At 34.4% G+C, this 14172-nt stretch carries 18 protein-coding genes; 7 read left to right on the forward strand and 11 right to left on the reverse strand.

What is annotated here, in order from left to right:
• Nucleotides 1-1037: 1037 nt before the first annotated feature.
• On the forward strand, nucleotides 1038-1277 hold the full coding sequence (locus F1Z66_RS01120) for a hypothetical protein (RefSeq protein WP_149861769.1): 240 nt from the start codon (nucleotides 1038-1040) through the stop codon (nucleotides 1275-1277).
• 99 nt (nucleotides 1278-1376) lie between these two features.
• On the opposite strand, the gene F1Z66_RS01125 is transcribed toward F1Z66_RS01120, so the two are convergent.
• Nucleotides 1377-2342 carry a radical SAM protein gene (locus F1Z66_RS01125; RefSeq protein ID WP_201448538.1) on the reverse strand — a complete coding sequence of 322 codons (966 nt, stop codon included), beginning with the start codon at nucleotides 2340-2342 and terminating at the stop codon, nucleotides 1377-1379.
• Nucleotides 2343-3182: 840 nt separating this feature from the next.
• Here F1Z66_RS01125 and F1Z66_RS01130 point away from each other — a divergent pair.
• Nucleotides 3183-3527, forward strand: coding sequence for a hypothetical protein (locus F1Z66_RS01130; protein ID WP_149861770.1), 345 nt, complete (start codon nucleotides 3183-3185; stop codon nucleotides 3525-3527).
• Nucleotides 3528-3848: 321 nt separating this feature from the next.
• On the forward strand, nucleotides 3849-4058 hold the full coding sequence (locus F1Z66_RS01135; protein WP_149861771.1) for a hypothetical protein: 210 nt from the start codon (nucleotides 3849-3851) through the stop codon (nucleotides 4056-4058).
• Between the two features lie 43 nt (nucleotides 4059-4101).
• On the opposite strand, the gene F1Z66_RS01140 is transcribed toward F1Z66_RS01135, so the two are convergent.
• Entirely contained in the window at nucleotides 4102-4365 is a 264-nt protein-coding gene (locus F1Z66_RS01140; protein ID WP_149861772.1) for a CBS domain-containing protein, read from the reverse strand.
• 159 nt (nucleotides 4366-4524) lie between these two features.
• Complete coding sequence (locus tag F1Z66_RS15140) at nucleotides 4525-4671, reverse strand: hypothetical protein (protein WP_154670461.1); 147 nt, start codon at nucleotides 4669-4671, stop codon at nucleotides 4525-4527.
• A 260-nt stretch (nucleotides 4672-4931) separates the two neighbouring features.
• Here F1Z66_RS15140 and F1Z66_RS15745 point away from each other — a divergent pair, with 260 nt between their 5' ends.
• The gene (locus tag F1Z66_RS15745; protein WP_159357381.1) at nucleotides 4932-5144 is read left to right on the forward strand and encodes a hypothetical protein; all 213 of its coding nucleotides are present in this window, start codon (nucleotides 4932-4934) and stop codon (nucleotides 5142-5144) included.
• A gap of 267 nt (nucleotides 5145-5411) precedes the next feature.
• Here the strand turns inward: F1Z66_RS15745 and F1Z66_RS01145 are convergent, their stop codons facing one another.
• From F1Z66_RS01145 to F1Z66_RS15950, 5 genes are all read right to left on the reverse strand, one after another.
• Nucleotides 5412-5669: a hypothetical protein gene (locus F1Z66_RS01145; protein ID WP_149861773.1), complete on the reverse strand. Its 258-nt coding sequence runs from the start codon at nucleotides 5667-5669 to the stop codon at nucleotides 5412-5414.
• Nucleotides 5670-6204: 535 nt separating this feature from the next.
• On the reverse strand, nucleotides 6205-6585 hold the full coding sequence (locus F1Z66_RS01150) for a hypothetical protein (RefSeq protein ID WP_149861774.1): 381 nt from the start codon (nucleotides 6583-6585) through the stop codon (nucleotides 6205-6207).
• A gap of 4 nt (nucleotides 6586-6589) precedes the next feature.
• Nucleotides 6590-6835 (reverse strand): hypothetical protein, encoded by a 246-nt coding sequence (locus F1Z66_RS01155; protein ID WP_149861775.1) that lies wholly within the window; start codon nucleotides 6833-6835, stop codon nucleotides 6590-6592.
• A gap of 139 nt (nucleotides 6836-6974) precedes the next feature.
• A complete protein-coding gene (locus tag F1Z66_RS01160) occupies nucleotides 6975-7424 on the reverse strand; it encodes a hypothetical protein (protein ID WP_149861776.1) in 450 nt (149 codons plus the stop codon).
• A gap of 746 nt (nucleotides 7425-8170) precedes the next feature.
• Nucleotides 8171-8755 (reverse strand): thrombospondin type 3 repeat-containing protein, encoded by a 585-nt coding sequence (locus F1Z66_RS15950; protein WP_438502935.1) that lies wholly within the window; start codon nucleotides 8753-8755, stop codon nucleotides 8171-8173.
• On the opposite strand from F1Z66_RS15950, the gene F1Z66_RS15960 reads away from it, so the two are divergent.
• The 3 genes from F1Z66_RS15960 to F1Z66_RS01170 all read left to right on the forward strand — a co-directional run bounded on the left by F1Z66_RS15960 (nucleotide 8742) and on the right by F1Z66_RS01170 (nucleotide 9897).
• Nucleotides 8742-8891: a hypothetical protein gene (locus F1Z66_RS15960; RefSeq protein WP_230207395.1), complete on the forward strand. Its 150-nt coding sequence runs from the start codon at nucleotides 8742-8744 to the stop codon at nucleotides 8889-8891. The genes F1Z66_RS15950 and F1Z66_RS15960 overlap by 14 nt on opposite strands.
• A 12-nt stretch (nucleotides 8892-8903) precedes the next feature.
• Nucleotides 8904-9125: a hypothetical protein gene (locus F1Z66_RS15965; protein ID WP_230207396.1), complete on the forward strand. Its 222-nt coding sequence runs from the start codon at nucleotides 8904-8906 to the stop codon at nucleotides 9123-9125.
• 478 nt (nucleotides 9126-9603) lie between these two features.
• On the forward strand, nucleotides 9604-9897 hold the full coding sequence (locus F1Z66_RS01170; protein WP_201448540.1) for a nickel-binding protein: 294 nt from the start codon (nucleotides 9604-9606) through the stop codon (nucleotides 9895-9897).
• Nucleotides 9898-10404: 507 nt separating this feature from the next.
• On the opposite strand, the gene F1Z66_RS01175 is transcribed toward F1Z66_RS01170, so the two are convergent.
• The 3 genes from F1Z66_RS01175 to F1Z66_RS01185 all read right to left on the reverse strand — a co-directional run bounded on the left by F1Z66_RS01175 (nucleotide 10405) and on the right by F1Z66_RS01185 (nucleotide 13949).
• Nucleotides 10405-11628, reverse strand: a complete 1224-nt coding sequence (locus F1Z66_RS01175) for a PQQ-dependent sugar dehydrogenase (RefSeq protein WP_159357382.1) — start codon at nucleotides 11626-11628, stop codon at nucleotides 10405-10407.
• 398 nt (nucleotides 11629-12026) lie between these two features.
• On the reverse strand, nucleotides 12027-13430 hold the full coding sequence (locus tag F1Z66_RS01180) for a multicopper oxidase family protein (protein ID WP_195907442.1): 1404 nt from the start codon (nucleotides 13428-13430) through the stop codon (nucleotides 12027-12029).
• A 336-nt stretch (nucleotides 13431-13766) separates the two neighbouring features.
• The gene (locus tag F1Z66_RS01185; RefSeq protein WP_149861780.1) at nucleotides 13767-13949 is read right to left on the reverse strand and encodes a hypothetical protein; all 183 of its coding nucleotides are present in this window, start codon (nucleotides 13947-13949) and stop codon (nucleotides 13767-13769) included.
• Between the last annotated feature and the right edge of the window lie 223 nt (nucleotides 13950-14172).

The following is a 14172-nucleotide window of genomic DNA, read 5'->3' on the forward strand; positions in this document are numbered from 1 at the left end:
TTTTATAATATTACCACTGAATGTAAATACCTATGATATTCTTGTAATAAAAATAAGAATTCATAGACGAGGAATTCCCAGCACGGTCCTCTCTTCAAGAAGAAGTAAGGGACTTACTATAGCAATTGATTGAAAGGTTCTAAGACTGTTATTTAATCAATTTCCCTTACTTCTCAATTTCCGTTAATCGTCTCTATTATTCTTTATTGTTTATATAGGAGTAGCAAATTGATTCAAATCTGGAGAATAGTAATTTATGAATATCCCATTAGTTAGATGTCGAGAAATTAACGAAGTGGCTTGTCTATTGCAACGTTTTTATCGCTTCTGAAACTACAATGAAAGTAAGTTCTAATAGAAATGAGCTGTAATGGTATTTGTGGAAGATATAAAGCAAAAAGGGATCACAATATTCGCTCTAGGTATATGGAAGGGCAGAAGAGATGTACAACTTTGACATTTTCATCAGGCGGAACGAAAAAGTGTACTGCCCATATTGTAAATTCAAATTAAGGACAAGATCATTCCGTGGTTGGTAAATGAAAAAAAGATATAGAGAATTAGCAATAAAAAGGTATTAAATGAGTTTTATCACGCATTTGTTATTCTATTCTTTATATTGAGATCAACAAATCTCAGTGACTAATGTGTTTATTCATCAAATCAATGCATCTTTCGCTTATAGAGAGAACGGTTAATTCGATCGAAAATATTATTCATATCATAGTTGGAGATTAGCCATTTATTTTCTTATATGGCAAGAATTAAGCATAGTGTCCTTTGTTATGCTATGGAATATTATGTTTTTTTTACAACAAATATTCAGCTTGTCAGATTTTCAGCAACCTTTCCATCTTGAGTGTCAACTCTATATCGTGACACGGAACCAATGTAATCTATGTAATTATTTTTTTAGGTGGCATAAGGAATGGGGTGTCAACATTATTGCAGATAGATCCAGATAAATCCTTAGAGATTGTCAGAATATTAGAGGATAGATTTCCTACATTTTATCTTAAAAGTACTCAGATGGGATTGTGGAAAGAAAAATATGTAAATACAATTTGAGAATTTTGGGACAATCGAGGATAATAATAGCGACAAAAGAAACAGAATTTGGATCTGATTCCAATGCTAGGTATTACAAGAATTCCAAATTATTTTTGCAGGAATTGTTGTCAAGTAAAGAGTTATTGGAGATCCAATTTGAGGATAAGGAAGGGATAGATTTTTCTAAATGTGATGGCAGACACATGGAATCTGAACCAAGAAATTAGCCAAAAATCACATTTACAATACTTAAAATTCTAATTATTAAAGCTTTGTAGATGCGGAAAAGCACATTATACTCATTAACAATAATAATCTTTTTGTTATTAGTTCTTTAGTCCTTGTGCTACTAGTATGGAATAGCATCCTACACCACATTTTTCACATATTGGCTTTAGTGCCTTAGAATCAGAACTCCCTATGCAACAAGGATGTTTTGTCTTTCCTTTATGATCTACAGAGAGAATGGCCCAAGACGGGCAGTCAACTGGAGTAGTGCTGACACCGCCCCATGTTCCTTTCATTAGTTGAAGTTGTTTTTCGGTATTCATTATGAATTCAGGATATTTTTTGTGTAATTGGATTATTGTATCAATTACTTTATTCCTAATCTCACCAAAGGGAAGCCATAGAGGATCATTATCAGCAAATGGAGTATGGAACTGGAATCCAATCTTATTTATAGTCCCTTTCCATTCTGCTATCAAATCCTCTATAGTTTTGTAGTTTAGGGAATTAATAGTCATTGTGATCCATATATCTTTCCACGCAGGTTTGCCATTTCTTGACGGTCCTTTTATATAGTCAAGGATATTCTTCTTTGTTTTTTCATAGGATCCTTTTCCCCTTATGCTATCGTGTATTTGTTCAGTACCGTCTAAAGAGACCCAGTAAAAATAGAGTTTATCAAAACGTGGGAGCGGATAAGTACCATTTGTGACTACACAAACACGTCTAGGCATTTCATCACAGAATGTTTTGATAACATCTTGTCTCATTAATGGTTCTCCTCCTACTAAAGTTACCACATAGACATTATGCTTCTTGAATGTTTCATTAATTAACTTCCTCCAATCTTCCACGCTTAGTTCGTTTTTTTCATTTCTTCGTGTTTTCCACCAATAACAATGAGAGCAATGAAGGTTACATACATTAATAATATCTGCAGAACCGTAAATGAAAGGCTTTGATTTTAAAAGTTTTATTGCCATGTATTTAGAGAGCATATTAAAATGAGCCGGAAAATCTCTAATTATATCAGTTATACCCATTCCATAGATGAGATCTACCAATAACTATCAAATATCATTAGATTCTATATTATATTAAGGATAGTCCATTATTTAGAGAACTACTTTAAAATCAAATAAATAACATGTTTCTTTTATAAATTATCTACTTTAGGGACATTGTCTATAATTATTATTGCAGAATAATTGTAATATATTCTGAATTAGATGTTAAATTACGTAACAAACTAGGCAATATTATATGAATATGGATATTCAAGACAAGTCTATGTAATTCTCTTGCAAATACTGATTTGAGTGACCTCTGGAGCAAACATGCATTAAATTTGGCTCATCGGCGGATTGGGCCTTAAATTTATCAACGTCCGCTACGTATACAGCACTAAAAATAATACCGCAAGTTTTACATTTTAACATGAGCATAGGCATACTATTTCATTACTTCCATATACTTATTACGTCAAAGTTGCTATTAACTTTACAAAAATATAGACAAAAACTATTCAATATTTTGTGAATATATTACATCAATCAAAACCGAAGTAGTTTAATCAATTATATCGATGATATCCATTATTGAAATATTACTCCATAGTGAAATGACATATTGTCTATGTGCAGACAATCAAAGGAATCCGGTTGTAATTAGTGTTGAATTGAAGAACAACACGGACTTTAAGCGAGATACGCAATGATTTCCTTATTAGGTACAAAATGTATATATTATATGTGCAAAACAAAAAATACGCTTATGGTTTAATGATGTCAATACCTTTACTTTACAAAGTTATTGCGTCTCATAAAATAGAAGGCGAATCTAAAATTGTTTTTTGTGATAATAAACCTTCTGATGTTATTGTGAAGTAATTTAGGTAATGATTTATGATTTCATTATTTGACAATGGTAAATTAATAAAGTATTATCTAAACAGAAATGATATTTTAATATCCTCCAATCCAGGTTTTGAAATAGATTTATCTGGGGGCAGAACTCATCAAACCGCTTTAGATATATTTCCTAATTCCTTGTTTAATAAAAAAGTCAGGCTATCTGACGAGAGTTTTGTGGGATTTGCGATGGAAACGACTGATAAAAAGATAATAGTTTTTGGGGATTACGAACAACGATATGATATTCCAAAATCAAAAGCAGATGAAGATGATAACAGCATTTCATTAGACATGGAGTGGAATGAATTTGCCACATATAGGGTAAATGACGTCTAAAGGTTGGAATTAAATAAAATCACAGATAAAGGTATCATTTGATGATTCTAACTATCGATTTACGATATATAAAATAAAGGTATGGCTTGATGAAGCCCATGATTTGTCTTATAGAGAAGAAGATAAACTTCATCCGGATCGGTATTATAAACTTTGGATATTCTTTAATGATGACAAAACGATCTCAATATCTTAAGATTATTTGAAGAACGCTAATATTCAAAACTGTTGGCAAACTGGGTGGCATTGGAGGCTTGACAATATAGATAATGAAGCATCAAGTAAAAAAAGTAATTAATGAAGCAACAATTTAGGGAATCCTTGAGTGATAATTATAAAAAGAAGGATTTCAAAGTTACAGCAGAATTTAATGGAAAATATTTTAACAATATTTCCGTTGGTAAATACTTGCAGTTGGAAAATTTGACCGAAAATTACTTTATTGAATGCCCGATAGTTCTCTCACTTGCATGGGAATTTATAATGAATAACTTTGAACCTATCAACAGCCAACAACATACAGTTATGTAGGGCACTATAAGAATTTCACATGATCTGTCCTCCTTCTTTACTTTTATTTGTAAAAAGAATTGCTAAACCAAAAGCGTGAAAAATCTTGGTATAAATCTTTATGAGGTATTAGAAAATCACCAGATATAATAGTAGTAATCAGTTCTTTATTATTCACGAGTAGTTTGAACATGTCAAGTTCAGTTACGATACCTGCAAGTGTAATTCCATCCAAGATAATTACTCTTCTAATCTTGCTTTCATGCATGAGTTTGATGGCGTCTAAAACGGATGCATCATGTGATAAGGTTGTCAGTGGATAGCTCATTAGTTTTCTCACAAGAACTTTCAGATCCGATAATGAAAAAAGGGCACCTTTTAGTTCAGCCTGCTATTAAGAAACAATGATATTTTATGATATATCAACTAGGCGGTTTAAATTCTTAATTTATCCACTCAATTATAGGTAGTATAATATTTTTTTTAACTACCATTCACTTTGCATTAATTTGACATGATAAACATATCGCATGTCGTCACTAAAATTAGTAGCGTCTTTGTCAGGATTAAGTTCCGTATGGTATGTGGGTTCATAAAAATCATGAGGATATCCACATGGGTCAATATTTATCAATTAACTTGAATCATCTTCGAATTCTAATTACTATAAAGTTCATACATAATCCAAACAGACCCTGTGTTAGGTCTATACCACACTAGAAAATTCATTTCTACTATGTGGTAATAGTCAAATTCAAAATCCCTATCTATCTGTGTATTATCAACTATAACTAGCTGAAAGCTCTATATTATTGTTCATAGTAACGATTAAAGTCATTTATCATCGATATGCGTCATGACTTACTTAATAGAGACAAAATATATACATATAATGTGATAAGCGAAGAAAATACTCAACCTAAAACTAGGTCTTTATATTCTTATAAAAAATTCTCGTCAATGAGGCCATTCGTGGAAGAAAACGGAAATATAAAACCCTGTGTAATTTGCGGTAACAAGGCTACTCAAGAAGCGGTTTTCACTGTAGATGGAGCTACCATTATAGAAAAATACTGTGATTCATGTTCAAAAAATAATTTCTCATAATAGATTTCTAAAGATCTTTATCTGACTGTTACTTTCAAAATAGACAATGGTGATTATTTCTGCAGTCTCGATTGTGAGGATGAAAACGAAATAGATTTTTTTAAAAGATGAGAATTAAGAATTATTACCCTATGGTTATATCTCTATTTTGTTATCAAAATAATCCTCTAACGTCGCTGATATGGATTACAACTTGTGTGAATCATATCAGAATATTTTGAAAATACTTGAAATTGTGTGACATCCCTATCTTTTTCGTCAAAGGTTTTATTTTAAATCATATCCAATTTTTCGAGCAAAATCAACTATTTGAATTCTTCGAGTATGTTTACATCCTTCTGCCATCCTTTCTTTATTATATAAAAATGATTTGCAACTGCAAACCCATATCTTATTTAGTCTAAAAACCTGATACTTTTCTCCAGTTTTAAATGAAGTTACAAGATACTCATCTTCATCCACATTATATTCAATAGACTTGGTAATACGAATTGGGCTCGCATTACGCGGGTGTGATAGGGACATTAAGAGTATCAATATAGATTAGCGATTCAAACTTATTAAGCGACGCTAAAAGTATTATATAATCTTAATACTAAAAAAGATATTTCTTTTCTATCACCCAACAGCGAGTCAATAGTTTTTTAGTTTTCTAAATTCTAATCAACTATTGGTTAGCAAGAATGAAGACGGTGAAGAGAGTGAAGACTTCAGAACGCGCGAGGCCAAGTTTGCCTGTAAGGTTTTATTTCCTTTTATTTTCTATTCTGCTTCATTGTACTAAGGTAATAATAGTATACTAAGGTAACAAATTGAGTATAACTAATGGAGTGGTTGGTAACGATTAATGGATACTCATCTATCTACGGTATGTTCTATCAAGATTGTCAGCATCAGGAACTAAACAATCATCTCAATGACATTCAGGACATTTAACATCGACACTTATCTCATAATCAATAATGTGAATAAAAGTAATACATCTAAAACAGAATATAAAAATTAGCATTATCTAAATCACATAGAATATCTAACATAATCTTAGTTAATTCAGGTTACCTTATTTTTCCTCATCCTTATCCTCTTCTTTTTTTCTAAACGTAAACCACTTATCCTTATCTGCTATATCGTCTTTAACGAGACTTTTTCCTATACCGGATTTTAAACCAGTAATCCCTGGATTGGAATCTTTAAAAGCGTCAGCTATTCCCATTGCTGTTCCAACTTCTCCGTGATGAAAACGCCTATTTTTTACATATACCTTACCAGGTTTTTTCTGTGAATTCCATTTCGATGTAATTACGTCTCCTATGGATTCACCCAACTTGAGCCATTCATCATATTTAATCGATGAGGATTCGGTAGGAGGGGTTTTTGATTTTTTGTCTATTTTGTTTAGTTCTATTGATTCATCGATTTTGTTTTCCTCTGGATTATTCACGGAATTACGCCTTTATGTTGTTGAGTGTTTCAGTTTCGTCCTTTGTTACCTTGATCAATAATTTGTGACTGTCATTATTTTCCTCCAAGAAATACCCGGGTATAGAAAAAACATCTTTGACAACCATACGCGCTTTTGTAATTACATTGTCTTCCTTTATTTCTTGGACATCATCTATATCAGTGTCGTTAAACCTCTTTGTCTCATTCTTAACTACATTTTCCCAATGTATGTTCTGGCTATGAGCCATATCTCTATTTATTTAACACCCAATAAAAATAGAGTATCTTTTTGAATCTTTGATAAATATCTTCTCAAAGAATGATTAATTTTAGTTTAAAATGACCATAATAGTTATAACATAATTCAATCTGATTGAAATAAACTTTCTATAGTCTCGGATCAAAAGTCCCTAAAAAATTCTTTCTAACTTTAGGTTTTCTCTCATCTTGTTGATTTTCCCTCCAATATGAGTAATAGTGGGGCCTATGGGAACACGATTTACATTTTCCAGGCGGACATTTACCGCATCGGATAAACTCTTCTCTGACTGTATAATTATGGGGTAATCCAATAGTTCGAGTTATATTGACATCAAGTTCTCTGCCCTGATAACTAGGTATACAAAGATTAGACTCCATCTTATTGTATAATCCAGAATTCTCATCAAATTGTTCATCTGTAATATGAAATACATCTCGTTTCTCCGGAAAATGATTGGAGATAAGTCGGAAACTAACAATTGCCTTTCGACATTTGTAGTCCAAATTTGATATGTTAGTGTATATATCATTGCGGGTTCGGCGATATGTGAAACAAATTTGACTCGATTTACTCACTTACGATACTTTAAATCTCATCATTCTTTTTAACCAAATAAAGATTCATCTATTAGCCTTCATTATTGTCACCTTCTCCATCACTGTTATCGCTGTTTTCACCACCGCCACCACCATCATCTCCGCCATTATCTTCATCTCCAGCACCACCACCATCGTTGTCTTCTCCATTGCCATTTTGACTATTATCATTGTTACCACTGTCACTATCACTATCTGCCCCATCATTGTTTGTTTGCTCACTTGTATCAGCGTTTTCAGTTTGACCATCTCCCTCTGATATTGCTTGTCCAGTATCTGAAATAGTATTATCTTCAATATCGCAGACGTCGCCAAGACCGTCGCCATCAGAATCTGATTGATCTGAATTGGATAATGACGGACAGTTATCCTCACTATCTATGACCCCATCAGAGTCTGAATCTGCAGATTGTTCTTGTGGAGTTAGAAGAGTTGCTGAGGGTATTTCTGTTGTAGTACTTGGAGATGATGGTGGTAGTGCTGTACATGCTGGATCATTAGGATTTGTTTTGCAAGGATTAACATAGAAATAGTCACCCCAGAGAACATTGGTGTTATCTGTCGATGTTGGCGGTGTAGTCTCTGTGGTCGGGGGTGTAGTAGTAGAAGAAGAAGTTGTTCCTCCAGCTACAGGACCATTTGGTGTAAGGTCACATTCGTCGCCTATGCCATCAGAATCACTATCTTTTTGGTCGGGGTTAGGTTGGAAGCAGTTGTCTTTAGAGTCATCTACACCATCGGCGTCTTTGTCTACGGTTTCTGTTGAAGTTGTTGAAGTTGTTGATCCTGTTGTCGATGATGAATGATGATGGTGGTGGTGGTGTGGTACTATCAGAAGTAGAATCAACAATTTCACATGCGTCGCCTATGCCATCGCCATCAGAATCTTTTTGGTCGGGGTTCACAGTGGAAGGAAAGTTGTCCTCATTGTCAAGTTTTCCGTCTTTATCGGAATCAGTTAATCCTGGTCCAGCAAACTGGCTACCAACCACCGTATCGCATGCATCGCCTCTCTTATCATTATCAGAATCTTTTTGGTCGGGGTTAGGTTGAAATTCGCAATTGTCCTTCGAATCTACTATACCGTCTTTATCAAAGTCAGTATTGTCCTTCTCGCAAGCGTCGCCTATGCCATCGCCGTCAGAGTCTTTTTGGTCTCCATTAGAAACAAATTTGCAGTTGTCGACATTATTACTTATTCCATCGCCATCTACGTCTACTGACTGACAAGCATCTCCTATACCATCCTTGTTGGTATCTTGTTGATTCGGATTTGATGTTTTTGGACAATTATCAATGTCATCGGCAATACCATCTTTGTCGTTGTCTGGTTTGAGAAGTTTAGCATTAGGGTTGGGGTTGTGGTTATTTCCTCCAGCGGGTCCATTGCCGGCAGGGTTATTTCCTGTTCCTCCTCCAGCGGGTCCATTGCCGGCAGGGTTTTGAGTTGGCGGATTATTGGATTTAGAAGGAGAATTATTCGGATTGTTTACCGTGACTGAAACTGAAGGCGAGGATGAAGAAGATGAAGTCGACGATTGGGGCGGTATTGATACCGATACTGTTTTTACATTGTCACTGTCAATATTCTCAAAGCCATTTCAACCTGAGGGAAAAGTAACCTCAAGTCCGGTTAAAGTCGCCTTTTATCATTACAACAACATCGGCAGAGGTAATTAGTAGAATGTCTTACCAAAATGTAAAATATCTGCAACCATCTAGAATGATCAAAATTAACATAACTAATGAATCTCAGAGAGTCAATTTTCTGAATGAATTTTGATTAAAATTTGCGTTCCTAAGTTAATTATACTGTTACTATAATTAGTATCTAGTTCGGTGGAAATCGAGTGGATTTTCACAGGGTCTAGGATTCAGATCAACGTTAGCTATGACCAGATGGAGACAAACAGCCTTACCTGTATTTGTGAAATATTTAGATATTGGCTTTCTGGATAAGCTGTCCTAGGATATCAAAAGTAAAGGATATCTACACATATGATAAAAGTAAATAAAACTATTTTCATCAATTATGCAAAAAGTCCGTTATTCTTCTTTAGGTTTTAACAGGTTTGAATAACTTATTGTAATTGCTAAATAGATATCAATACCAGAATTTTTACTTCATCATATCCCAAAATTTATAGATACACATATAATGGGATCATTAGATGGGGAGAAGCTTAAACATGTTCAAAACTCACCTAGAGATGAATTTGGGGTAACCCATGAGAATCTTATCTACAATAAAGAAGACAAATTATTCTGTTTACTTGATGTACCAGATAAAGAAGCCGTAGAGAAGCATCATCATAAACTTGGAATAAGTTGCGATTGGATTATGGAAGTAGGAACTACAAAAGAGAAAATAAATCCTCAATCATATGGCTGTGATTTCTTGTCTTGTTTTCCTCCTGCCGCAAAGCCCAACAGATTGGTCAATAAGAAATAGTCAGAGATATGAGGAGTCCTTGTAAGAATGTATGATTAAAAACTAAAACCAATTTCAAAATCAAATAATTTGTTGTCTTTTTTTATGATATTTTGATATCCGTTCAATTACTCAAGATGTCTATTATTTTCAAATTATCATCATTATTTTGACATATTGAGTATACTATTGGAGATAACCATATTCAAAAAAATACATCAGATAATATTAGATCTCTTACGGAATTAACTAATATCGAAATTTCATAAAATATCCATTTTTATTTGTAATATTTGTAATGCTAAAAGTTAATTTCAAGTCAATAACTATCAATGTGTCATGTAAATTCCAATCGATGCTAATTACTCAATAGATCTACTATAATGCTTTACGAGATGCTTATTCATCATAACTGCAAGACGCGAAAGGAAGAACCCATAAAATCAATTAAACATATGATAGAAACTGTTGACGCATTTTTGAAAAAAGTTTGATGAACACAGTGTCAAAATGATCAATGACCCAGGCTCAGTTCATTGAAATTCGATAAATTTTTCCTTCTCCATTCCTGGATTCATCAAACGTTAGAACATATAGGTTACCGTCTGGTCCTGTCTCTAAATCAGTAATACCTTTAAATCCACTACCCCACACCAGTTCATCTTTTTCTTTATTGTTTGCCACTAGATCGGTTTTGATATCTGAGTTATTGAACTCTAAACCAGTTCTACTACCATTTACTTTAAAATAATATACATTGCCATTGTTTATGTCACCTACAAATACATTATTTTCATATGTATCTCCAAAGTTTTTAGAATCAAAAAATTCTATATCTGTAACACCCAGAGAAGGTTTCCAACTGAAAACCGGGTCTGCATATTTCGAACCGGCAAGTTTGACCAAATCACCATCTGCGATATCGCTTTGTGAGATTGGCCCCATTAATTTTTTCCAGCCGCTATTGAACCCAGGTTGCACTAGGTTTATTTCATCAAAATCCTTATCCCCGTTTTCTGTATCCCACAAGTTATTGGTCACTGGGTCTATTGCTAATCCAAAGCTGTTTCTTATCCCATATCCATAGTATTTCTCAACCTGACTTGCAGGAAAAGCATCTTTGATGCTTGCAAAAGGGTTATCGGGTGGGGCCGAACCATCCGTTGAATTGATTCTTATGATAACAGAGCTGTCTGTAAGATCCTTATTGTTGTTATTATTATTTTTTGTATTTTGGAGTAAACCTACGTTGTTAAGGTCTCCGATCACTGCATATAGCTTACCTTCTTTTTTATCCAGTGTTAGTTTACCTCCGGGATGATTTGGTCCGGGTGTTGCAGGTAAATTCAAAATGTTAAGTGGATTTAGAAGGTTTTTGCCATCCCAATCATACTTGTTAACTTTGTTCAAGATCGGGTTATCATTTTTACCGGCTGCTGCTGCAGTAAAGTAGAGAAAGACTTGTTTATTACCGCCGGTATAACCTAGGTTATTAACTGCAATGCCGAGCAATCCTCTACAGCAGGTCAAGGTTGTAGAATCAACATCTAGTTCTAAAACAGGTTGTTCTTTTAAGTAACCACTAGAGACCAATCTTACATCTCCACTATTTTTTTCCAACACTAGTATATTTTGAGAATCAACAAAAGCCATACTAGTTGGTGATGAGAGTCCCTCTGCAATCAGTTCGATCTTTAATGAATGATCTACAATGGAAGGTTCAGCAAAAATAAACGGAATAAAAGAGGTCAAGAATCCACCACAAAGCAAAGCAATTATGATGAATCGAATTTCATGCAATATCAACAGCATCAAAAGATTATTCACAAATATCATAATAAGAATTGTTTAGACATTCTATGTGGTATGCTCATTTAAATGAAATTCATATTCAACTCATCAGATCCTTGGTTAATTAGTATGGAGTAACAACACATATTTTGCTTATTTTGTGAGTCAAACTCGGTATAAGAGAATCAGAAAGCAGTAAACTAAAATATCAAAGATCATTTAACAAAAAGTTGTTATCAGATCACAGAGATTATTCATGTTAGTTCAGATAATATTTCTTCGGCGATAAAGGAAAAAAAGTAATAGTCAAAAATAATGATTCTTGTTAAATACCATTAACACAATTTCGAACTGCTCAATTAATCCTGTGGTGTGAATGGGTCGACCACCTCAATTACACCCATCATACCAGTGTCTTCATGTGGGAGAATGTGGCAGTGAAAGAAAAATTTTCCAACAAAATCTGTAAATGGAATACGAATCACAACTTCACCACCTTGTGGAATGACTACCATGTCCTGCAAACTATGTGCATTATAAGGTTGACCGTTTACTGACATTACCTGAAAGTCATTGATATGGATGTGAAATGTATGATCTTCGTCATCGGTATTTTTGAGGGTCCACTCCTCTACATCACCTAGCTTGACGGTGTAGTCGACTCGATTATGATCAAAGACTTTACCATTTATCTGGTTAGTTCCCACGTCACCAAATCGGTTAGCAGTATTGTTGTTTGGTGAGCCATCAAAGACTAGTGTACGATTAGCCGTGATCTGTGCGCCTTCAAGATCGTGTCTTAGTGCTAAACTCGAAGGAGCGACTTCGGGCGTCTCTGACCCTTCTTTGTCATGCACATTTACCGTAGCCAGATTTACCTCTGAGGTCGGAGAAAATCCAGAGCGGTTATATGGGAGTGACAGTAGAGGATAAGTTCCATTCTCTCCTCCAGTAACCAACACATCAAATCTCTTGCCAGCAGGAAGTAAGAGGCTTTTTGCTTTCCAAACTTCCCAGACCGGGTTACCATCTTCTGCTATCACCTCGAAGATGTGACCGGGTAGTGTTATATTGTAATACGTAGCAGGATCAATATTTGCAAGTTTCCAAAGTTGAGTCTCCCCTGATGAAATATCTATAATAGGATTAATCTGACCATTAACAGTAAGGTAATCTGCCCACTTATATATTGGATTCATTGAAGTTCCGTTCAGATTCCATGGAAAAGCCTTCAAAGCCACAGTTTGCTCAGTTATATTGTGTAAGGAAGTAGGTAACAAGTCTTTCAAACCTTCGATTTCGATCAGACCTGACATCCCGCTGCCTACTTGAGTTGTAGCGAGACCATGGATGTGTGGATGGTACCAGAAAGTTCCTGATGGATGATCGATAGGTATATCTAGCACGTACCTCCCGGTTTGTCCAGTTTCAACTACACGAAAGACGTTGTCGGAGCTACCCATCGGCGACACATGGAAACCGTGATAATGTATGTTAGTTTCATCTATCTTGTTAACAAGATTTACCACCAGTCGTTCTCCGGGTTTAATGTGTAACGTTGGTGCCATGAGTGATCCGTTATACACCAACGCTGTGATTGGTTGGTTTCCAATCGTACCTTGCTTCGCTTCAACAATTAGGGAAGTATCCAATATCCCTTCCTTATTACTATATACATCGACAGGCTTTGAGAAATTTATCCCATTAAATGAAGACTCTTGCTTACCATGAGCAACTTGACTAGCAATAATTGTAAATGTCAACAAAAACACAAACATAACAACAAAAAGATACATGGAGTGATAGTGTATTAGATTGCCACCAAATTTCATAAGTTTAGCTATTGTTGAATTTAGACATATTTGAACATTCGGAAGATTTGATGGTGCTGTTAACTTAAGCGTTAATTATATCCCTGTTATGTTGATACATAATAGATTCACCCAATTCTTTATGTGCATTAGTTTGCAGTTCTTTATTTTACATGGAAGGGTAGGCATCGATATCTTCCGTTCTACCTTTGATATATTGTATCTTTTTTTACAATCAATCTTTTTTATTGTTTGCCAAAAAAAGGGATTGATTGCAATGTTCCATTTTTAGAAATTCGCAGTCTTGTGATTGATACTATGCACCACCGCCATCGGTGGATACAACATGCTTCTCATAGTCTCTAACAACGCATAACGGAATCCACTCAGCATTAAAAATGTTTCTTTCCTTGGAGATTTCTGACCACCGTCCTCATAGGTATAATAACCTGAATAGAGTACAATTTCCAAACAAATAATCCATAGGATAGATAGTTGGTTTAGATGGTGGTGTTGTGGCATGAGGAACATCTGTAAAAGATAAAGCAAATACAATGAGTTTTAAGTGGACTAGAGAGGACAGATCTAGTAAGCATATATCCTTTAACTGGGTAGGCCCATGTCAGACGAATATATAAATTAAAACTTTAATTTCATGAAAGTTATTTCTTACAATTATATATTATAATTACCA

Origin of the sequence: Candidatus Nitrosocosmicus agrestis, assembly GCF_008389435.1 — an archaeon.
Lineage (GTDB): Archaea > Thermoproteota > Nitrososphaeria > Nitrososphaerales > Nitrososphaeraceae > Nitrosocosmicus > Nitrosocosmicus agrestis.

Bases quoted from the DNA above. Each gene is read 5' to 3' on its own strand.
- F1Z66_RS01130 (WP_149861770.1), top strand. From the start codon at position 3,183: ATGATTTCATTATTTGACAATGGTAAATTAATAAAGTATTATCTAAAC.
- F1Z66_RS15960 (WP_230207395.1), top strand. From the start codon at position 8,742: ATGTCATCGGCAATACCATCTTTGTCGTTGTCTGGTTTGAGAAGTTTA.
- F1Z66_RS01170 (WP_201448540.1), top strand. From the start codon at position 9,604: ATGGGATCATTAGATGGGGAGAAGCTTAAACATGTTCAAAACTCACCT.
- F1Z66_RS01155 (WP_149861775.1), bottom strand. From the start codon at position 6,835: ATGGCTCATAGCCAGAACATACATTGGGAAAATGTAGTTAAGAATGAG.
- F1Z66_RS01145 (WP_149861773.1), bottom strand. From the start codon at position 5,669: ATGTCCCTATCACACCCGCGTAATGCGAGCCCAATTCGTATTACCAAG.
- F1Z66_RS01140 (WP_149861772.1), bottom strand. From the start codon at position 4,365: ATGAGCTATCCACTGACAACCTTATCACATGATGCATCCGTTTTAGAC.